Genomic DNA, 20,491 nt, shown 5'->3' with positions numbered 1-20,491 from the left:
GGCGAGGGTGCGGCGGGTGGAGAGCGAGCGGGTGTTCTTCGCAAAGCGGGTGATAACGGACGTGCGCATGACGTGACTCCCCAGGGCCATGGGTCTGACGGTGTGGTGGGTGAAGACGACCGGCTCCGCTCCTCCTGAGCGGAAGCGCCCCCCGGCTCTGCCGGTCTCGCTCTCCGTGCCTTCATCCGTATAGACGCGCATCCCCGCCGGTGGTTGCAGGTGGGTTCAGAAGTTTTTTCGGAAGCCTTCCGGAGCCGTGTTTCGGGATACTGCCGGAATGACGGATGAGCTGACTGTCCGTCCGGGGACGGTGCCGGGCGGGGACGCGGACGGGGACGGGGAGCGGCGGTCGCTGCGGCGGGACGCGTCGGGGACGGCGTTGCTGGCGGGGCTGGTGTGCATCGCGGTGTCGTTCTCGGGGCCGCTGGTGGTGGTCCTCGCGGCGGCCTCGGCGGGGCGGCTGGACGCGGCGCACACGGCGTCCTGGATCTGGGCGGTGGGCGTCGGCAGCGGGGTGAGCGGGTTCCTGCTGAGCTGGTGGACCCGCACGCCGGTGATCACGGCCTGGTCGACGCCGGGGGCGGCGCTGCTGGTGACGAGCCTCGGGGCGTACCCGTACCGGGAGGCGGTCGGGGCGTACGTCGTGTGTGCGGTCGTGGTGACGCTGTTCGGGGTGACGGGCTGGTTCGGGCGGCTGATCGCGGCGGTGCCGGTGGGGATCGTCAACGCGATGCTCGCGGGCATCCTGTTCTCGTTCGGCGCCGGGATCTTCGGGGCGGTGCACGGCGCACCCGTGCTGGTGGTGGGGAGCTTCGCGGCGTTCCTGCTGGCCAAGCGGTTCGCGCCGCGCTACGCCGTGCCGGTGGCGCTGCTGGTGGGCGGGGTGCTGGCGGCGGTCACGGTCGGCCTGCCGCTGCGGGTGGGGTCGGGCGGGCCGACCGTGCCGGTCCTGACGGTGCCCGCGTTCTCCTGGTCGGCCGTGGTGGGGCTGGCGCTGCCGCTCACGATCGTCGTCCTGGCCTCGCAGAACGCGCCGGGCCTCGGGGTGATGAGGGCCTTCGGGTACCGGGCGGACGACCGGCTGCTGATCGGGTCGACCGGCGCGATGTCGCTGCTGATGGCGCCGTTCGGCTCGCCCGGGGTCAACCTCGCGGCGATCACGGCGGCGATCTGCTCGGGCCCGGAGGCCCACCCGGACCCGCGGCGGCGCTATGTCGCGGGGATGTCCTCGGGGGCGCTGTACGTCGTGGTGGGGAGCTTCGGCGGGGTGCTGGTGAGCCTGTTCACCGGGCTGCCGAAGGAGCTGATCGCGGTGATCGCCGGGGTCGCGCTGCTGGCGTCGCTGCAGGGCAGCCTGGCGGCGGCGGTCGCGGAGGAGCGGGGGCGGGACGCGGCGGTGGTGACGTTCCTGGCGAGTGCGTCGGGGATGGGCCTGTTCGGGATCGGTTCGGCGTTCTGGGGGCTGCTGTTCGGGCTGGGGACGCACCTGGTGCTCGGCCTGGCGCGGAAGCCCTGACAGATTCATTGGTATGACTGGTCCGATGTGGATCGTTCGGCCAGGTCGGTGACTTTTTCGTCCGCCAGTGGGGGCGACACGCCGGGTCGGGTACGTCTCCGCTCCACCACCCGGGCGACACCGGGTGACCGGAGCCCCGAGGACGCACCCGTATGCCGCCTGGCAACCCTGGCCGTCTCGTTCGGAGTCTGGCCGCGCTCGTGCTGGTGTCCACCGCCGTACTCCCGGCCGCCCTGGAACTGGTCGGCCCCTCGCCGTTCGGCGTGATCGGGGCCGGCGCCCCCGTCGACCGGGCGGTGCCACCGCACACGGCGCAGCGCGCCGACCTGCGCGGCGCCGCGCCCGCCCCGACCGTCGACATACGCCGCACCGGCGACCCGGCCAACCGGATCACCCTGGTGCTGCTCGGCGACGGCTACACGGCGGCCGAGCAGGACCTCTTCCAGCAGCAGGCGGACCGGGCCTGGCACTCGCTGATGGACATCGAGCCGTTCCGCAGCTACCAGGCGTTCTTCAACATACGGCGGGTCGAGGTGCTCTCGCCGGTCTCCGGGATAGCCGAGACCGAGAGCCGCGGCCGCAACCCCTCGACCCCGCTCGGCATGCACTTCTGGTGCGAGGGCACCGCCCGGCTGCTCTGCGCGGACGAGGCGGCCACCGCCCGGCTGGCGGGGGACAGCGCCGGGCCGCAGTACCTGATAGCGCTGGCGAACTCGACCGAGTACGGCGGCGCCGGGGGCACCGGGGTGACCACCCTGGCGGGCGGCAGCCCGGACGCGGGGCGGATCATCCAGCACGAGATCGGCCACACCGTGGGGGACCTCGGGGACGAGTACGACTCCGCGCCGGACGACGCCGACTACCCGAACCTCTCGACCCTCAACGCCGACGACATGCGCAAGAAGCAGACCAAGTGGTGGCGCTGGCTGGGCGCCGCGTCCCCGGACGGCGCCGGGACGGTCGGGGCGTACCGCAGCGCCAACGGCCTCTACCGGCCGACGCAGGACTCGGTGATGCGCACCCTGGGCAGTGCCTACAACCTGCCCTCGCGCGAGGCGATCATCGAGGAGCTGTACCGCCGGATCCGCCCGACCGACCCCCCGGTGCCGCCGCCCGGCGAGGTCGACGGCCGCCCGCAGCTGGACGCCCGGCCGCTGCCGCTGTCCGGGCCGCGCCAGCTGCGGGTGGACTGGACGGTGGACGGCGTCCCGGCGGATCCGCGGACGGTGAACGGCGGGCGGCTGGACTCGGCGCAGCTGAACATCCCGGCCGGCCGCGCCGCCACCGTCACGGCGACCGTCCGGGACACCACGGACTGGGTGCGCGACGAGGGCTTCCGGGACAAGTACATGACCCGCTCGGTGTCCTGGACGGTCACCGGCTGAGCGCAGGTCCCGGGGAGATCGGTCGTACCCCACTCTGGGCGTCCAATCATGGGATGACTACCCTGGACGCACTATGCCCGTGGAGCCAGACCGTTCAGTCCGTCCCCTGTCCGCCCCCGCTCCCCGTTCCTCCGACGAGTCCCCGGCCGCCGTCACGTCCTCGGCCGCCTTCGCGTCCCCGCCCGGCGGGCGCGCCGCGTGGCTCGCGTGGTCCGTCGGCGTCAGCGTCTACGTCCTCGCGGTGATCCACCGCACCAGCCTCGGCGTGGCCGGGCTGGACGCCGCCGAGCGCTTCGGGATCGGCGCCTCGGCGCTCTCCACCTTCTCGATCCTCCAGGTGCTGGTCTACGCGGCCATGCAGGTGCCCGTCGGGCTGCTGGTGGACCGGTTCGGGCCGCGGCGGGTGCTGCTGCTCGGCGTCCTGCTGCTGAGCACCGGGCAGCTGGCCTTCGCGTTCAGCTCCTCGTTCGCCCCCGCGCTGGCCTCCCGCGCGGTGCTGGGCTGCGGGGACGCGATGACCTTCATCAGCGTCCTGCGGATCGCCGCCCGCTGGTTCCCGGCGGCGAAGAACCCGTTCGTCGCGCAGCTGACCGGCCTCGTCGGGATGGGCGGCAACCTGTTCACGACGGTGGTGCTCGCGCAGGTGCTGCACAGCGAGGGCTGGACGCCGACCTTCGCGGCGATCGCGCTGCTGGGCGTGGCGGTGTTCGCGCTGGTCGCGCTCTTCCTGAAGGACGCGCCCGCCGTGGCCGAGCCGGTCGACCAGCACCGGCCGCGGACCGGGATCGGGCGGCAGGTCCGGGAGTGCTGGCAGGAGCCCGGCACGAGGCTCGGACTCTGGGTGCACTTCACGACACAGTTCCCCGGCAACGCCTTCGGCCTGCTCTGGGGCCTGCCCTACCTGGTCGAGGCGCAGGGCATGACGCGCGCCGAGGCCGGCGGGCTGCTGACCCTGCTGGTGCTCTCCAACATGACCTGCGGCTTCGTGTTCGGCCGGGTGCTGTCCTTCTCGCCGCGCGCCCGGATGCCGATCGTGTTCACGGTGATCGGGGCCACCGCGCTGGGCTGGGCGCTGGTGCTGGCCTGGCCCGGCGCGCACCCGCCGGTGTGGCTGCTCGTCGGGATCATCCTGGTGATGGGCAGCAACGGCCCGGCCTCGCTCGTCGGCCTCGATTATGCCCGCGCCCGCAACCCGGTGGAACGGCTCGGGACGGCCTCCGGCATCGTCAACATGGGCGGCTTCATCGGCACGATGATCACCCTGTTCGGCATCGGCGTCCTGCTCGACGCCCTGGCCCCGGCTGGCGCGGAGACGTACTCGGCGGACGCCTTCCGGTGGGCGTTCTGCTGGCAGTACGTGCCGCTGGCGGTGGGGACGGCGATGATCCTGCGGCTGCGGCGGAGGCTAGTGGCAGTGGGTGCGTAGGGTTTCTGACCTGCGAAAACGCGATTAGCCATCCTTTGGGGAAGGTTAATGCCCCCGGTATGAGTGAGTTGAACTCACTCATACCGGGGGCATACGTCAGCGACCGTACTCCCGCATCATCGCGGCCATCTGCGGTGGCGTCCCGTAGATCCGGGCGCCATGGAGCTCTGCGTGCATGAGCCCGTGGTCAGGTGGAGCCGACTCGTGCTGCGCTTCACGCCGCAGGCGGACCAGGTCCACGAGCTTCAGCTTCGGGCAGCCCGGGACCACCCGGCTGCCCCGGATCCCGACCCGCTCCACGGATGGGCAGGCGTAGTAGGCGCCGAAGGGCGGCCCGCTGTCCTCCTCCCGCGTCGGCATGTGGAAGACCATCTCCCCGTGCCGACAGTGCACCGTCCCGTCCGAGTGGATGGTCACCCCCGGCCAGTCCTCGTGGTCGATCTCGGCGATGATCTGCACCTGCTGGCCGATCGCCTCCGTGAGGGTCTCCGTCATCCGCCGCTGCTGGGTGGGGATGTCGGTGTCCCCGCGGCGGATGGACGGGAGGAGGTCGCGGGTGACCCATTCCTGGAAGGGCTGCGCGTTCGGCTTGGTCGACCTCATGATCAGGGTGTACAGACCCGTCTCGCTGATGACCCCAAGCATGGGATTTCCACGCCTGTATGGTTTCTGACCTGCGGGAACCTGGTAACCATCAGAATTTCTGATGGTTACCAGGCGCAGGTCGACCATCCGTGCGTTCATCGGCTTCACGATCTTGTGTGCCTCGCTCGGATTGCTGCGGCCGAGCACTCGGCACACGTCCGCCGTGACGAACCACGGCTGCCCGTCGATCATCACCACCCTGATCGGCTGGCCCGTGACCGGGAAGCTCGACCGCACCAGCACCATCTGTTCCTGCTGTTCCTGTTCGTCGTCCATGGGGACGCCCCTCCTTCTTCCGAGTGATGGCAGGACTGCTCGGAACAACGAGGTCGAACGAGTGGCGTACTGGTCCCACGTTGACGCACGGATGCACGAGGCGTACCGCCCCGGCGCACGGTTGTGCGTGTACGCCGGGTGGTGCGCGACTGCCCTCTCAGATGGTGACCGAGAACGTGGCCAGCACCCGCTCGGCCAGCTCCTTGTCGCCCTCGACGCCCACCGGGCCCGGGCGGCCGCGGCCGCAGGCGAGGCGGACGTACGTCTCCCAGTCCATGGTCAGCTGGACGTCGGGGGCCAGGCTGACCGACTCGTCCACGGTGCCGCGGCCGGCCGCGTCGACCCGCACGGTGCGCAGGAACTCGACCGGGCCGGTGACGTCCAGCACGAGGGTCGTCCCGGCCGGGGCGCCCGCGGTGTGGGCGACGGCCTTGGGCAGCCTCTCCAGCAGGACGTCCCGGGCGACCAGGGCGGCCGGGGAGGCCAGGTTGCCGGGTGCGGCCAGGGCCCGGCGCAGGTCCTGCTCGTGCACCCAGACGTCGAAGGCCCGCAGCCGCAGCAGCTCGTGGTACGGCACGTCCCGGGCGAACGGGCCGGCCGGCCAGCGCACCGGCTCCTCGGGCGTCTGCCGGGCGTTGCGCAGGGCCCGCGAGCGGCGGATGATCGTGTACTCCAGCTCGCCGGTCATCTCCAGCGCGGTGTGGCAGCGGCGCTTGTCCACCGGCAGCTCGACGTAGCGGGCGAACTCGCTCGTGACGTGGCGCAGGTCGCGCGGCAGCGCGTGGATCGGGCGGGGGTCGCCGAGCAACTCGGACTCGACGGCGATGATGTGCGAGACGACGTCCCGCACGGACCAGCCGGGGCACTCGGTGGCGCGGTTCCAGGCGCCCTCCGGCAGGGGGGTCACCAGTTCGGATATGGACTCGATGCTCTGCGTCCACGCCTCGGTGTGCGCCTGCACGGTCTGGTTGTCCGTCACGGGAATCTCCGGCCCTCCGTCAGCTGCCTTGCCGCGCGCACCCTGCCCCGTCGGCCGGCCGGGTCGGTCCGGCCTTCGGGCGCACACGCTAACCGCACGTTACGCTGCCGGGTGACAGCCGGGCAGCGCTTTCGGGTGACGATCGTAGGACTCTTGCCGTGGACGGTGGTACTGTGCGCGCTTCATTGATCCAACTCGCGGTCTCCGACGCCGAGCCGCCGGCCGAGCGACGGGCCAGGGCGGCCTCCCTGGTACGGGCCCAGCACGGCTGTGACCTGGTGGTCCTGCCCGAGCTGTGGCCGCTCGGGGGCTTCGCCTACGACCTCTGGTCGGAGGGCGCGGAGACGCTCGACGGGCCCACCTCGGACGCCATGGCGGCCGCCGCCCGGGCCGCCGGGGTCTGGTTGCACGCCGGTTCGATCGTCGAACGCGACCCGGACGGGCCGATCTACAACACCTCGCTGCTGTTCGCCCCCGACGGCGAGCTCGTGCACACCTACCGCAAGATCCACCGCTTCGGCTTCGACAGCGGCGAGGCGGTGGTGATGGGCGCCGGGCAGGAGATCGTCACGGCCGCGACCGACTTCGGCACGCTCGGCCTGGCCACCTGCTACGACCTGCGCTTCCCCGAGCTGTTCCGGGCCCTGCTCGACGCGGGCGCGCAGCTGCTGGTCGTCCCGGCGGCCTGGCCGGCGCGGCGCCGCGAGCACTGGACGCTGCTGGCCCGGGCGCGCGCGGTGGAGGAGCAGGCGTACGTCCTCGCCTGCAACACCGCCGGGACGCACGGCGGGGTCGAGCAGGCCGGGCACAGCATCGTGGTGGACCCGTGGGGCCGGGTGCTGGCCGAGGCCGGGGCGGGGGAGCAGGTGCTGACCGTCGAGTTCGATCCGGCCGAGGTGGCCAAGGCACGGGCGGAGTTCCCGGTGCTGCGGGACCGCCTGCTGGGGATCCCGGCGCCGGTCCAGCGCTGACGCCGGAGGGGACGGAACGGGCGGGATCCGGCCGTTCCCGGGGTTGGTTTGTACCTGCTCCGGACGGGTTTGAGAAGATGAGCACTCGTCGTGTTCCCAGTCGTTCTTCGGCCGGTCCGCCGAGGGGCGGCCGGTCGGCCCGCCCGAGGAGGTCGCGCGCATGGCCGGCAACGGCGCAGGCGACACCCGTCCCGTCATCCGCCGCAACAGCCTCCGCGAGCAGATCGCGGGCGCGCTGCGCGAGGAGATGATGGCCGGCCGCCTTGAGGCGGGCCGCAATTTCACCGTCAAGGAGATCGCCGAGCTGTACGGCGTCTCCGCGACCCCGGCCCGCGAGGCGCTGGTCGACCTCGGCGCCCAGGGCCTGCTGCGGGCCGAGCACCACCGCGGGTTCACCGTGCCCGAGCTGGGCTGGGACGACTTCGTGGAGATCTTCGAGTCCCGGGTGCTGCTCACCGACAGCTACTACCGCCAGTACCGCTCCCGCCGCGCCCTGCCCGACCTCACCCGGCTGCCCTCGCTGCGCCGCCGGGCGGACGCGGCCGTGCGGGCGGCCAGGGCCGGGAACCTGGACGTCATGGTGGGCTGCGACCGCCGGTTCTGGCAGGAGGTCGCCGGGCTGCTCGGCAACCGCCGGATCGGCGCCTACCTGGACTGGCTGCGCGTGCAGTCCTGGATGTTCGCGGCGTCCTACCTGCGGGAGCTGTCCGCGCTGGGCGGGGTGTGCTGGGACCGGCACGTCGACCTGGTGGACGCGATCGAGGCCCGGGACCTCGCCGGGGCGCACCGGATCATCTGCGAGTACAACCTGTTCACCGTCCGGCTGCTGGCCGAGCTGGCCGGGCAGCCGCTGGAGTCGGTGGCCGTGCTGGGGCTGCTCACCGAGTCCGTGGACGAGGAGCCCGTCCCGGCCCCCGGGCCGGCCGGGCCGCCGCCGGACGAGCCGGGCCCCGCGGTGCCGGGGACGGCCCGCGCGCGGCGCGGCGAGGACGTCGGCCGCGAGCTGGGCCGGGAGCTCGGACTGGGGCTCGGCCTGGTGCCGCAGCCGCGATCGATCCCGCACGGCCGGTTCGGCCGGCGGCTGCCCGAGCCCCCCGAGCACCCGCAGGGACGGCCCGATCCGCATCGCGCGCCGGGCCGGTAGGGTGGGCGGTCGTCGTACCGGACGTCCCCGTCGGGACCCGTCCCGGTGCGGACACCGCCGCCCGTAGTCGTCCCCGTCCGCGCGGACGACTCCCCGCCCGGAGAGGAAGAGCCGGCCATGGCCTGCGACCTCTGGCTCGTCCCGCTCGTGGACGTGCTGAGCCACAGCCCCGACAACCCCTTCCGGGACGACCTCGCGCTGTACAACGCCGTGCTGACCTCGCGCGGACTGCCCGAAGTGCCGGTCTACCAGTACGTCCCGGGGATCAGCGGGGCGGTCGAGCCGATAGCCGCCTTCGACTACGACTCCCTGCACTTCCTGCGCCGCGCCTACCTGTTGGGCCTCACCGGCCTCGACATCACGCCGGTCGACTCGCTCGGCGGCGACTACGAGCAGCTCCTGGAGATGTTCGAGAACAGCGCCGAACAGTCCCACCTGGTCTGGCACTTCGACCACGCGGGCGCCTACGTGCCGATCGAGTTCGCGGTGCCGCTGGTGGACGACGCGCTGCTCGCGGTCGGCGGCCCGCTCGGCTCCAGCCACGGGCTGCTGCGCGAACTCCAGGCCGTGGCACCGTCCCTGGGCCTGGACCCGTACAACCCGCCGGCCCCGACCAAGCCGCTCGGGCCGACCGGCCTGGAGCAGCCGTTCGGCCCGCCGCTGGACGACCTGCACCCCTTCGCCCGCGAGCGGCACGCCTGGGCGGGCCTGTACGCGGCGGCGACCCGGAGCGTCTCCCAGGGCTCGATGATCGTCTTCGCCTGAGCCGGGCGGCAGCCTCGGCTGTCCGGTCCTCGGCCCCCGCACGGCCGCCCGCCTACCGCAGCGGGCCCTCCGGCGGCCGCTGGCGCGGCATGGTGGGCCGGGTGCCCGGCGGGGGCAGCACCCGCACCTGGGCGCCCACGCCGGTCTCGGTGCGCCCGCCCCACGTCCCGGGGGCCTGGGTGGGCAGCTGCGTCATCGACGCGCGGAACTCCAGCATCCACTCCGAGGTCTCGGTGCGGACCATGTCCGACACGTCCTCGCAGAACCGGCGCAGCACGCCCAGGCAGCGCTCGGCGGCCTCGCCCGCGGTGCCCTCGGTCGGGCCGAGCACCTCCCGCACGCACTCCGACGCCCAGTCGAACTGAAAGGCCTCCAGGCGGCGTTGCAGCGCCTGCGCGGTGCTCACGTCCCGCATCCAGCCGGAGGTGAGGCCGAACGCCCGGTCGGTGCCGTAGCAGGCCGCCGCGAGGGCCAGGCCGACGTAGCCCCAGCTGGTGCCGTGCGCGACGGTGCCGGTCAGGTCCACCAGCGGGGCGGACACCCCGCCGATCGCGAAGCCGACCGTGCCGAACCGCAGCAGGCGGGCCCAGCGGCGCTTCCAGACCCGGTCCTTGCGGTACCACTCGATCGCCTCGACCGCCCGCTCCTCGGACCAGCGGTAGAGCTCCTCCAGCCGCTCGGCCGGCTCACCCCAGTCCCCGAGCGGGAACTGGCGGGCGCTCAGATCGGTCCGGCGGCGGGTGGACGCCCGGCGGGCGACCGCCGCGACGGGCTGGTCCTCCTCGCCGATCTCCTTGCCCCAGGCACTCTCCTCGGGCTGCATTTCCGGCTGGCTCACCTGTGGGGCTCCCTGTGGCGGGGCGGGCGGCTGGGTCTGGCGACGCGTCCGGCTGACGGATCGTCTGCCAGAGGTTGTCCAACAGCACTTCTTACCGCCAAATGGCTGACCGCGGGGCGCTTCCCCCTTGATCGTTATCGGATTCGGCCACCGGAACACGAGGTCGGAGGGATGCGGGGGTCGGCGAGATTTCACCCGTCCGAGCGAGGCCCCGGTGACCCGCCGTCCTGACCCGGCCACCCGCCGCCGAAAGACGGGGCCCGGCCTTGGAGGATCCTCCGACATCGTGAGCGTACGGAGCTCTCCGCTTGGAGGTTCCGACGGGACCGGAGAGCGGCCGGAACAGGCCACCGACTACCCTTGCCAACCGTGAAGGTCCTCGTCATCGGCGGCGGCGCCCGCGAACACGCCCTGTGCCGCTCCTTGTCCCAAGATCCCGCCGTCACCGAGCTGCACTGCGCCCCGGGCAACGCCGGCATCGCGCAGGTGGCGACGGTCCACCCGGTCGACCAGCTGGACGGCGCCCAGGTCGCCGGCCTGGCCGGGCGGCTCGGTGCCGACCTCGTCGTCGTCGGCCCGGAGGCCCCGCTGGTCGCGGGCGTCGCCGACGCCGTGCGCGCGGCCGGGATCCCCGTCTTCGGCCCGTCCGGCGCGGCCGCCCAGCTGGAAGGCTCGAAGGCCTTCGCCAAGGACGTGATGGCCGGCGCCGGCGTCCCGACCGCCCGCTCCTACGTGTGCACCACCGCCGAGGAGGCCGCCGAGGCCCTCGACGCCTTCGGCGCGCCCTACGTCGTCAAGGACGACGGCCTGGCGGCGGGCAAGGGCGTCGTCGTCACCTCGGACCGCGCCGCCGCGCTGGCCCACGCCGCCGCCTGCGAGCGCGTGGTCATCGAGGAGTACCTGGACGGCCCGGAGGTCTCGCTGTTCGCGATCACCGACGGCACCACCGTCCTCCCGCTGCAGCCCGCCCAGGACTTCAAGCGCGCGCTGGACGGCGACGAGGGCCCCAACACCGGCGGCATGGGCGCCTACTCGCCGCTGCCGTGGGCGCCCGACGGGCTGGTCCAGGAGGTCCTGGACACCGTCCTGCAGCCGACCGTGGACGAGCTGCGCCGCCGCGGCACCGAGTTCTCCGGCCTGCTCTACGCCGGCCTCGCGCTCACCTCGCGCGGCACCCGGGTGATCGAGTTCAACGCCCGCTTCGGCGACCCCGAGACCCAGGTCGTGCTGGCCCGGCTGCGCACCCCGCTGGCCGGCGTCCTGCTGGCCTCCGCCACCGGCACGCTCGACCAGCTGGAGCCGCTGCGCTGGAGCGAGGACGCGGCCGTGACCGTCGTCGTCGCCTCCGAGGGCTACCCGGCCGCGCCGCGCACCGGGGACCCGATCGAGGGCCTCGCCGAGGCCGAGGCGGACGGCACCGCGTTCGTCCTGCACGCCGGCACCGCGGCGGACGGGGACGGCCGGGTGCTGAGCGCCGGCGGCCGGGTCCTGTCCGTCACCGCGACCGGCGCCGACCTCGCCGAGGCGCGCGGCCGGGCGTACGCCGCCGTCGACCGCATCTCGCTCAAGGGCGGCCAGCACCGCACCGACATCGCCCTCAAGGCGGCGGCCACCGCCTAGCCGTCCGGGCCGTCCGCACCCCGCAGGGCGCCGCGTCGTGGGAAACACCCCCATGGACGCAGCGCCCTGCGGCGTTCCCGGGCGGGGGCGGCCGTGGTGGGCGGCGCACCGTTCGGCGGCCGGATTCCAGCCCATCGAGTGACAGCACCCGCATCCGGCTGACGTAACCGGCCGCCCGGCCTTATGGTGCGCTGGATCGCACCGCGCCGTGGCCGCGCGCTGGGGTCGCCGCCGGGTAGCGGCGGTCCCGCGGGGGGATGCTGGACGGCGTCCGGCCGGGCGGTCGCCCGGGTGCTTCGCACCGGACCGGTCGCGGGGCGTCCGGTACGTCGTCCGGATATTCGGACGGCGTCACCGGGACGAGTGGAAACCGGGTCGTTCCGGAACACCCACGCGGACCGGGGCGTCGAACATGGCAGAAGCGCCACACAGCACGCACTACCGGGATCGGACACCACCGCTTCCCGGTCGGAACTGATCGTTTCGAGTCGGCTCAGGGGCCCGTCAGCGGGCGCCCGAGGGCTCCGAAGGGGGTGCCGCACCGTATGGCCGCTGCCGACACCGCGCGCGCACACGCCCAGGCGGTCCTGCGGATCCGCGGGCTCGCCCTGGCCACCGCCGCCGTGCCCGCCGCCGTCGCGGTGGTCCTGCTGGCCGGACGGTTCACCGGCCGCATCGGGGCGCCCGGCGCCTCCGACGCGGCCGGCTGGGACGCCGCCCGCTGGGCGGTCGGCGCGGTCGCCGTGCTCGCCCTCCTGGTGGCCGGCCTGGCCGCCCGCGCCTACCGCAGGGCCGTCCCACCGCGCACCCCGGCCGTCCCGCTGGAGCGGGCGGAGGCGCCCGAGCTGTACCGGCTGATCGCCGAACTCGCCGACCGGCTGGACGTCCCCGCGCCCTCCGCCATCGCGCTCACCCCGGACTGCGACAGCTGGCTGGAGGACGTCCAGCCCGCGCACCCGCACCACCCCCGGTCCGAGCCGCCCGCGCCCGTCCTGGTGATCGGCTCGCCGTTCCTGTGGTGGATGCGGGCCGACGAGCTGCGCGCCCTGCTCGCGCCCGTGGTGGCCGGCACCGCCGCCTCCGCGGATCCGGACATCGCCGCCGCCCGCCGCTTCCTGCGCAGCCTCGACGCCAGCCTGGACACCGGCCCGTCCCCGGCCGGGCTCGGCGGCGCCGTGCTGGCCGGCCCGCCCCGGGCGCCGCGCCGCGGCCCGGCCCTGCTGACCGACCGGATCACCCGCCGCCTCCTCGGCGCCTGCCGCGGCCACGCGGCCGAGCTGGAGCGGTCCGTCGCGAGCTGGGCCTCCGAGCAGGCCAGGACGGTCGACTACGGCCTGCGGATCGCCGCCCAGGAGCAGGTCGGCCTCGCCTACGCCGGCTGGGACCGCCTGCTCACCCGGGTCGCGCTGCCCGCCTGGCGGCTCGGCCGCCACCCGGCCCACCTCAACGCCGGCGTGGTCGCCGCCCTCACCGAGCTGTCCCGGCGCGACCGGCTGGCCGACGGCTACGGCACCCGGCTCGGCGACCGCCCCGCCTGCGACCTGCTGGAGGAGCCCGGCACCGTCGACCGGGCGGTCTCCCGGCTCGCCGCCGAGCTGTTCTTCGGCGAGCCGGCCGCCGGCGCCTGGCACGAGCTGGAGTGGACCGACTACCCGGCCGAGGCCGTCGACGCCGGCTGGCGGGCCCGCGCCGCGGCCCTGCAGAGCGCCCTGGACCGCCTCGCGCCCCAGGCCCGCCCCGGCGCCCCGACGCTCACCCGGCTGCTGGTCCGCCTCGCCGAGGGCGACGGCGAACAGCTGGCCGCCGCCCTCGCCGCCGAGCTGGCCCGCACCACCGCCCCGGCCCCGCTGCTCGAACCCGTCCGCAGCGGCCGCGACCTGCTGGTCGACCACGTCACCGCGATGGTCTGCTGCGCCGCCGTCGACACCGCGGGCGCCACCCCCGGCCTGGACTGGCTGGACGGCCCGGTCCTGCTGATCCGCGGCGTGCGCCGCACCGACCTCGCCGCCCCCGTCGCCCAAGCCGTCGAACAGGGCCAGGACGGCCCCCTGCGCGCCTGGCTCGACGCCGCCGACGTCCGCCTGGAGAAGCCCGTCCGCCTCTGATCGACAGCGGCGCTCGAACGCTGCCCACGCGCCCCCGGCCGGGCCCGCGGGCGGCCGTCCGCGCAGGCCGGAGGGCCCGCCGCCGACCGGCCCGAGATTGCCACCACCAATTGCTACCGCAGGGTGACGCTGCGCCAGCACTGTGTGGTGTATTAGACCGCACGCACATCCGGGGGGCACGTGCCAGCCGGAGGGGAGTGCACCTGGGAGGGGCGCGTGGGTACCGAACTCAACCGCCGCTGGGAGTCCGGAACGCTTGCCTACAGCGCCTCCGACCCCTTCGGCCAAGGCCCGCTGCCCTGGCTGCGCAGCCCCGACGAGTACCTGGCCGACGCCGAGGGCACCGTGCCCTGGTACGTGTCCGTGGACGCCCCCGGCCAGCGCCCGCTGGCCGCCGCTGCCCGGCCCCGGCCGCCGGTCGGCACCCCGCGCAGCGCCGACGACGTCGTCCAGCAGATCAAGGGCTTCGCCTCGGCCGGGGTGGTCCGCCCCGGCGGCTCGGTGGACTTCCGGGTCACCGTCAACCCGCCGCGCGAGTTCACCGTGGACGTCTACCGGATCGGCCACTACGGCGGTGACGGGGCGCACCACATGACGTCCAGCCCGCTCATCGCCGGCCTCGCCCAGCCCGCCCCGCTGGTGGTCGGCCGGACGGTGTCCTGCCACCACTGGTGGCACTCCTGGCGGCTGCAGATCCCCGCCCACTGGCGGCCCGGCGCGTACGTCGCCGTGCTGACCACCGCGGACATGCTGCACCGCAGCCACATCCCGTTCACCGTACGGGACTTCGAGGACCGGGCGCACGCCGCCGAACTGCTCCTGGTGCTCCCCGACGTGACCTGGCAGGCCTACAACCTGTTCCCCGAGGACGGCCGCAGCGGCGCGAGCCTCTACCACGCGTGGGACGGCCGGGGCGGGCTGGTCGGCGAGTCGGAGGCGGCCGTCACCGTCTCATTCGACCGCCCGCACGCCACCGCCGGGCTGCCGCTGCACGTCGGCCACGCCTACGACTTCATCCGCTGGGCCGAGCGCTACGGCTACGACCTCGCCTACGCGACCGCCACCGACCTGCACGCCGGCCTGGTCGATCCGGCGCGGCACCGGGCGCTGGTCTTCCCCGGCCACGACGAGTACTGGTCCGAGCCGATGCGCCGCGCCGCCGAGCGGGCCCGCGACGGCGGCACCTCGCTGGTCTTCCTGTCCGCCAACACCATGTACTGGCGGGTCGAGCTGACCGCCGCCGCCTCCGGCGAGCCGAACCGGCTGCTCAACTGCCGCAAGCGCCAGAAGGTCCGGCCGGGCAGCCCGGCGGCCGGGGCGCCGGGCGCCGCGAGCGCCCTGTGGCGGGACGCCGGCGAACCCGAGCAGCACCTGCTCGGCGTGCAGTACTCGGGCCGGGTCGCCGCGCCCGCCCCGCTGCTCGCCCGGCACACCGCGCACTGGCTGTGGGACGGCACCGGGCTCCAGGAGGGCGACGAGCTGCCCGGCCTGGTGGCCGGCGAGGCCGACCGCTACTACCCGAAGGTGGCGCTGCCCGAGCACACCGAGCGCGTCCTGCTGGCCCACTCCCCGTACCGGGACCTCGCCGGCCGCACCCGCTACCAGGAGACCTCGCTCTACCGCGCGCCCAGCGGCGCGTACGTCTTCGCGGCCGGCACCTTCGCCTGGTCGCCCGCGCTGGGCCGCCCCGGCCTCACCGACGAGCGCGTCCAGCGCGCCACCGCCAATCTGCTCGACCGGCTCTGCAAGAACGGGCCCTGAGCCCGTCGGCGCAGGGCCCGGAAGGCCCGGAAGGCCGCCGGGAGCGTTCGTGAAAGACTGCGGGGGCAGTGACCTCCCCTTTCGCACGGCCCGGCCGCTGGACTGATGGCCCACGCCCGTGAACGACCCCTGAGGACTGAACACCTTGAGCGGATTTGTCACCAAGCCCGAGCCGGTCCAGGTGCCCGGCCTGGTCCACCTGCACACCGGCAAGGTGCGCGACCTCTACCGCACCGAGTCGGGCGAGCTGGTCATGGTGGCCAGCGACCGGATGTCGGCCCACGACTGGGTGCTGCCGAACGAGATCCCCGACAAGGGCCGCGTCCTCACCCAGCTCTCCCTGTGGTGGTTCGAGCGGATCGCCGACATCGTGCCCAACCACGTGATCTCCACCGAGGTCCCGGCCGGCGCGCCCGCCGACTGGAAGGGCCGCACGCTGATCTGCAAGAGCCTGGACATGATCCCGGTCGAGGCGGTCGCCCGCGGCTACCTGGCCGGCTCCGGCCTGAGCGAGTACGAGGAGAGCCGCACGGTCTGCGGCATCGCGCTGCCCGAGGGCCTGGTCAACAGCTCCGAGCTGCCCGCCCCGATCTACACCCCGGCGCTCAAGGCCGAGGTCGGCGAGCACGACGAGAACGTCCCCTACGAGGAGACCGCCCGCCGGATCGGCGCCGAGCTGGCCAACCAGGTGCGCCGCACCACCCTGGACGTCTACGCCCGCGCCCGGGACATCGCCCGCGACCGCGGCATCATCCTGGCCGACACCAAGTTCGAGTTCGGCCTGCTGGACGGCGAGCTGGTGATCGGCGACGAGGTGCTCACCCCGGACTCCTCCCGCTACTGGCCGGCCGACGACTACGAGCCCGGCCGCTCGCAGGCGTCCTTCGACAAGCAGCTCATCCGCGACTGGCTGGTCTCCCCGGCCTCCGGCTGGGACCGCTACAGCGAGGAGCCGCCGCCGGCGCTGCCGGCCGAGGTGGTCGAGCGGACCCGGGCCAAGTACGTCGAGGTGTACGAGCGCCTGACCGGCACCGGCTGGGTCTGATCCCCCGACCGCCCGCGGGTACGGCCGTCAGATCCAGCCGTGCTCGCGGGCGATCCGCACCGCCGCATGCCGGTTCTCCGCGCCCAGCTTGGTGGCCGCCGAGGAGAGGTAGTTGCGGACGGTGCCCTGGGACAGCGCCGCCCGCGCGGCGATCTCGGCGATCGGGGTGCCGTCCGCGGCCAGCTCCAGGACGTCGGTCTCGCGCGGCGTCAGCGGCGTCTCGCCGGCGCTGATCGCGTCCGCGGCGAGCTCGGGGTCGACGTACCGGCCGCCGGCCCGGACGGTCCGGATGATCCCCGCGAGGTCGGCCGCCGACACGGTCTTGGGCAGGAAGCCGCGCACCCCGACCTCCAGCGCCCGCTTCAGGTAGCCGGGCCGGCCGTGGCCGGTGACGATCATGCAGCGGCAGTCCGGCAGCAGCCGGCGCAGTTCGGTGGCGACCTCGATGCCGTCGCGTCCGGGCATCTGCAGGTCCAGGACGGCGATGTCGGGCCGGTGCGCCTGGGCCATCGCGAGCGCCTCCGGGCCGGAGCCGGCCTGGGCGACGACCTCGATGTCGTCCTCCAGCGACAGCAGCGCGGCCAGCGCGCCCCGGATCAGGTGCTCGTCGTCGGCGAGCAGGACGCGGACGGGCGGGGTCTCGGTCATCGGTGGGCCTCCTCGGCGCCGGCGGACGGGGTGACGTCGGTCAGATCGGTACGGCCGCGAGCATCCGGAACGTGCCCGGTGCGGCCGTCGGGACGGTCAGCTCGCCGTCGTGGGCGGCCAGCCGCTCGCGGAGCCCGCGCAGTCCGGTGCCGCCGCCCTGGGAGGGCAGCGGGACCTCCGGCACGCCGTCGTTCTCCAGCTCCAGCACCGCCCGGCCGTCCTCCCGGTGCAGGCGGATCAGGCAGTGCGCGGCCTCGCTGTGCCGCAGCACGTTGGTGGTGGCCTCGCGGATCACCCAGCCGAGCACCGACTGCACCGGGGCCGGCAGCCGGTCCGCGTCCTCGCCGAGGTCGATCTCGCAGGCGACGTCGGCGGAGCGCAGCACCGCCCGGGCGCCGATCGCCTCGGCGTGCAGGTCGGCGGTGCGGTAGCCGCGGATGACGTCGCGGACCTCGCGCTGCGAGTCCTGGGCGATCCGCTGCACCTCGGCCATCTGTTCGGCGGCCTCCGCGCGCCCCCGGCGGGCGAGTTGGACGGCGAGCTCGCTCTTGAGCGCGATCGTCGTGAGGTTGCGGCCCATGACGTCGTGCAGGTCGCGGGAGAAGCGCAGCCGCTCCTCGGCGACGGCGAGCCGGGACTGCGCCTCGCGGGCGGCGTCCAGCTCCCAGACGATCGCGGTCACCCAGGCGAAGCTGCGGCAGCTGCCGATCAGGAAGGACAGGCCGATCACCGCCCCGACCAGCAGCCCGATCGTGATGCCCGGGTCGAACCCGGCCAGCACCATCGCGGGAGCGATCGCCAGGACCTGGCCGATGGCGATCAGGAAGGTCCTGGGCAGGGAGACCGCGACGGCCGTCGGGCCGATCGCCGAGCCCATCAGGGCGGTGGCGACGACCGCGGTGAACGGCGGCGCGTGGGGGCTCACCGGCCCGCCGGTGGACGGGCCGAGCAGGATGACGGTCCAGGAGCCGACCACCGTCAGGACGGCGTTGACGACCAGCCAGCGCCGGTACTCGACCGGCCGCTTCAGGTAGTGGTCGAGCGCGGTGCGGTACGCCCGGAGCGTGACCAGCGTGGAGGCGAGCGAGACGACCAGGGCGACCCGGACGGCGGTGCCGTAGTGCGGGAGGTTCGCGGGGGAGGCGCTGACCACGAGGTTGATCGGCAGCATCATCCACGCCATCAGGTACAGCGACCAGCGGAAGTACAGCTCGGCGCGCTGCGGCTTGCCGTAGCCCTTCCAGCGCCGGATCGGCCCCCTGACCTGCATCGACTTGCTCCCCGTCCCGTCACGTTGCTGTCGCTGCCTTCATATCAGAGGGAGGGAGGGGCCGGGGCTTCGGTTGTGGTGCCGTCCGCCGGGACGTCAGCGGCGGGACTCCCAGCGGAAGTACCGGACCGCGCCCCAGCCCGCCAGGCCCAGCCACACGGCGCCCGTGACGAGGTGCGGCACGGCGGTGGACCAGGTGCCGCCGAAGCCGGTGGCGGCGGCCGAGCCGTCGGTGCCGGTCCAGCCGATCCGGATCAGCTGGAAGCCCGGGGTGGTGGGCAGCAGCCGGCAGAAGTCGGCGACCCGGTCGGGCATGACCTCCAGCGGGATGAACAGGCCGGAGCCGAACTGCGAGACGAGCAGCAGCGGGAGGGTGGTGATGCCGGCGGTCTCGACGGTCTTGGTGAAGGCGCTGGTGAGCGCGGCCGTCGCCATCATCGTGCCGATGCTCAGGAGCAGCCCGGCGGCCAGCAGCAGCGGGTTCACCGGGGCGCCGAGGTGCAGGAAGGCGGCGCCGCCGCCCGCGACGACCGCGCTCATCAGCAGCGCGAGGCTCACCGAGGGCACGGCCGTGCCGGCCAGGATCTCCAGGTCCCGGGCCTCGCCGGTGCGCAGCCGCTTGAGCACCAGCTCGTTGCGGCGGCCGACGTACGCGGCGGTCAGGTTGTAGTAGACGACGAAGGCCAGGATCCCGCCGATGGTGCCGATGATCAGCAGCGAGTCGACGTCCAGGCCGGGGTGGTCCGAGGCCTGCTGCTTCAGCATGCTGCGGCGGCCGGCGATCATCAGCACCGGCAGCAGCAGGGCGGTGAACAGGGCCGAGCGGTTGCGCAGCAGCAGGGTGGCCTCGGAGCGGCCGAGGGAGGCCAGGCGGCGCAGGGCGGTCCCCTGCGGGCCGGCGGCGGTGCCGGTGGTGGTGGCGGTGGCGCTGGAGGGGGCGGCGGTGGTCATCGGGCGGATCCGATCAGGCGGCGGGAGGAGCGGGAGGAGCGGGAGGAGCGGGAGGGACGGGAGGCGCGGCCGGCGGGCGCGGGCGGCCGCGGCTCGTCCTGGTGGGCGGCCTCGGAGGCGATCGCGAGGAAGGCCTCCTCCAGCGAGGCGCTGCGGGCGTCCAGGGCGCCGAGCGCGAGGTCGTGGTGGTGGGCCCAGCCGAGCAGCTCGTGGAGGTCCCGCTGGAGGGCGGAGGTCTGCACGGTGACCTTGCGGCCGTCGACGGCGACCTCGGCCCCGGCCAGCAGCGGCAGCGAGGCCCCGCTGAACTCGGGCAGTTCGAAGGTGATCCGGGAGGGCCGTCCGGCGATCACCTCGGCGACGGTGCCGGTGGTGACGACCCGCCCGCCGTGCATGATCGCCAGCCGGTCGGCCAGCTCCTCGGCCTCCTCCAGGTAGTGCGTGGTGAGCAGCACGGTGGTGCCCTGGGCACGCAGCTCGCGGACCAGCCGCCAGACGGCGGCGCGGGCCTCCGGGTCCAGGCCGGTGCTGGGCTCGTCCAGGAAGAGCACCTCGGGGCGCCCGAGCAGGGCCATCGCGAGGTCGAGCCGGCGGCGCTCGCCGCCGGACAGCTGCTTGACCCGCACGTCGCGCCGGTGGCCGAGGCCGACCAGCTCCAGCGCCTCCGCCACCGGGCGGGCGCCGCTGGTCAGGCCGGACCACGTGCGGCCGGTCTCGGCGACGGTGAGCTCGCCGGGGAAGCCGCCCTCCTGGAGCATGATGCCGATCCGCGGGCGGAGCGCCGCGCGCTCCCGGTACGGGTCGTGGCCGAGCACCCGGACGGTGCCGCCGCTGGGCGCGGCCAGGCCCTCGACGAGCTCCATGGTGGAGGTCTTGCCGGCCCCGTTGGTGCCGAGCAGGGCGTAGAGCTCGCCGCGGCCGACGGTCAGGTCGACGCCGCGGACGGCGTGGTAGCCGGTGGTGCCGGAGCCGTAGTGGCGCTGGAGGTCGGTGACCTCGATCACGGGGCCGGAGGTGCCGGCGGGCTGGCGCGTTTCCATGGCTCCAGCCTTCCGCCGCCCGGTCCGCGCGGTCAGTGCGCGCCGTCATCGGAAGGGGGTGCGGATCCACGGGTCGGCGGTGACAAATGTCATCGGTCACCGGTAC

17 protein-coding genes are annotated in these 20,491 nt (G+C 74.2%); 10 read left to right on the top strand and 7 right to left on the bottom strand.

All coding sequences use genetic code 11. From position 1 onward, the window contains the following. The first annotated feature begins 277 nt into the window (after positions 1-277). The 3 genes from ACFV4F_RS29715 to ACFV4F_RS29705 all read left to right on the top strand — a co-directional run bounded on the left by ACFV4F_RS29715 (position 278) and on the right by ACFV4F_RS29705 (position 4,327). Positions 278-1,516 (top strand): benzoate/H(+) symporter BenE family transporter, encoded by a 1,239-nt coding sequence (locus ACFV4F_RS29715; RefSeq protein WP_380498514.1) that lies wholly within the window; start codon positions 278-280, stop codon positions 1,514-1,516. Positions 1,517-1,668: 152 nt separating this feature from the next. Further along, entirely contained in the window at positions 1,669-2,901 is a 1,233-nt protein-coding gene (locus ACFV4F_RS29710; protein ID WP_380445560.1) for a M64 family metallopeptidase, read from the top strand. 73 nt (positions 2,902-2,974) lie between these two features. Then, on the top strand, positions 2,975-4,327 hold the full coding sequence (locus ACFV4F_RS29705) for a nitrate/nitrite transporter (protein WP_380506991.1): 1,353 nt from the start codon (positions 2,975-2,977) through the stop codon (positions 4,325-4,327). 96 nt (positions 4,328-4,423) lie between these two features. Here the strand turns inward: ACFV4F_RS29705 and ACFV4F_RS29700 are convergent, their stop codons facing one another. Beyond that, positions 4,424-5,248: a Bro-N domain-containing protein gene (locus ACFV4F_RS29700; protein ID WP_380506988.1), complete on the bottom strand. Its 825-nt coding sequence runs from the start codon at positions 5,246-5,248 to the stop codon at positions 4,424-4,426. A gap of 157 nt (positions 5,249-5,405) precedes the next feature. Continuing rightward, complete coding sequence (locus ACFV4F_RS29695) at positions 5,406-6,227, bottom strand: maleylpyruvate isomerase family mycothiol-dependent enzyme (RefSeq protein ID WP_380498511.1); 822 nt, start codon at positions 6,225-6,227, stop codon at positions 5,406-5,408. Positions 6,228-6,400: 173 nt separating this feature from the next. Between ACFV4F_RS29695 and ACFV4F_RS29690 the strand changes: the two genes are divergently transcribed. The 3 genes from ACFV4F_RS29690 to ACFV4F_RS29680 all read left to right on the top strand — a co-directional run bounded on the left by ACFV4F_RS29690 (position 6,401) and on the right by ACFV4F_RS29680 (position 9,107). Beyond that, on the top strand, positions 6,401-7,198 hold the full coding sequence (locus ACFV4F_RS29690) for a carbon-nitrogen family hydrolase (protein WP_380445556.1): 798 nt from the start codon (positions 6,401-6,403) through the stop codon (positions 7,196-7,198). A 160-nt stretch (positions 7,199-7,358) separates the two neighbouring features. Beyond that, the gene (locus tag ACFV4F_RS29685; RefSeq protein ID WP_380506985.1) at positions 7,359-8,342 is read left to right on the top strand and encodes a GntR family transcriptional regulator; all 984 of its coding nucleotides are present in this window, start codon (positions 7,359-7,361) and stop codon (positions 8,340-8,342) included. Positions 8,343-8,459: 117 nt separating this feature from the next. Further along, positions 8,460-9,107 (top strand): hypothetical protein, encoded by a 648-nt coding sequence (locus tag ACFV4F_RS29680; RefSeq protein WP_380445554.1) that lies wholly within the window; start codon positions 8,460-8,462, stop codon positions 9,105-9,107. A 52-nt stretch (positions 9,108-9,159) separates the two neighbouring features. Here the strand turns inward: ACFV4F_RS29680 and ACFV4F_RS29675 are convergent, their stop codons facing one another. Next, the gene (locus ACFV4F_RS29675) at positions 9,160-9,945 is read right to left on the bottom strand and encodes an SLATT domain-containing protein (protein WP_380506982.1); all 786 of its coding nucleotides are present in this window, start codon (positions 9,943-9,945) and stop codon (positions 9,160-9,162) included. A 369-nt stretch (positions 9,946-10,314) separates the two neighbouring features. Between ACFV4F_RS29675 and purD the strand changes: the two genes are divergently transcribed. The 4 genes from purD (at position 10,315) to ACFV4F_RS29655 (ending at position 16,476) form a co-directional block, all read left to right on the top strand. Then, positions 10,315-11,565: a phosphoribosylamine--glycine ligase gene (gene purD, locus ACFV4F_RS29670; RefSeq protein ID WP_380445552.1), complete on the top strand. Its 1,251-nt coding sequence runs from the start codon at positions 10,315-10,317 to the stop codon at positions 11,563-11,565. A gap of 545 nt (positions 11,566-12,110) precedes the next feature. After that, positions 12,111-13,670 carry a hypothetical protein gene (locus tag ACFV4F_RS29665; protein ID WP_380506979.1) on the top strand — a complete coding sequence of 520 codons (1,560 nt, stop codon included), beginning with the start codon at positions 12,111-12,113 and terminating at the stop codon, positions 13,668-13,670. Positions 13,671-13,886: 216 nt separating this feature from the next. Then, entirely contained in the window at positions 13,887-15,431 is a 1,545-nt protein-coding gene (locus ACFV4F_RS29660) for a N,N-dimethylformamidase beta subunit family domain-containing protein (protein ID WP_380445550.1), read from the top strand. Positions 15,432-15,576: 145 nt separating this feature from the next. Continuing rightward, positions 15,577-16,476, top strand: coding sequence for a phosphoribosylaminoimidazolesuccinocarboxamide synthase (locus tag ACFV4F_RS29655; protein ID WP_359970477.1), 900 nt, complete (start codon positions 15,577-15,579; stop codon positions 16,474-16,476). Positions 16,477-16,503: 27 nt separating this feature from the next. Here ACFV4F_RS29655 and ACFV4F_RS29650 read toward each other — a convergent pair whose 3' ends face one another. The 4 genes from ACFV4F_RS29650 to ACFV4F_RS29635 all read right to left on the bottom strand — a co-directional run bounded on the left by ACFV4F_RS29650 (position 16,504) and on the right by ACFV4F_RS29635 (position 20,385). After that, complete coding sequence (locus ACFV4F_RS29650) at positions 16,504-17,124, bottom strand: response regulator transcription factor (RefSeq protein ID WP_359970474.1); 621 nt, start codon at positions 17,122-17,124, stop codon at positions 16,504-16,506. A 40-nt stretch (positions 17,125-17,164) separates the two neighbouring features. Beyond that, positions 17,165-18,394 (bottom strand): sensor histidine kinase, encoded by a 1,230-nt coding sequence (locus ACFV4F_RS29645; RefSeq protein ID WP_380445548.1) that lies wholly within the window; start codon positions 18,392-18,394, stop codon positions 17,165-17,167. A gap of 96 nt (positions 18,395-18,490) precedes the next feature. Beyond that, a complete protein-coding gene (locus tag ACFV4F_RS29640; RefSeq protein ID WP_380506971.1) occupies positions 18,491-19,345 on the bottom strand; it encodes an ABC transporter permease in 855 nt (284 codons plus the stop codon). Beyond that, positions 19,342-20,385, bottom strand: a complete 1,044-nt coding sequence (locus ACFV4F_RS29635; protein ID WP_380506968.1) for an ABC transporter ATP-binding protein — start codon at positions 20,383-20,385, stop codon at positions 19,342-19,344. The genes ACFV4F_RS29640 and ACFV4F_RS29635 overlap by 4 nt, the downstream gene beginning before the upstream one ends. Positions 20,386-20,491 lie beyond the last annotated feature (106 nt).

The sequence above is a fragment of the Kitasatospora sp. NPDC059722 genome, from assembly GCF_042733235.1.
Taxonomy (GTDB): Bacteria; Actinomycetota; Actinomycetes; order Streptomycetales; family Streptomycetaceae; genus Kitasatospora.
The sequence above is the reverse complement of the archived record's forward strand: the minus strand, read 5'-3'. Positions and strand labels throughout refer to the sequence as shown.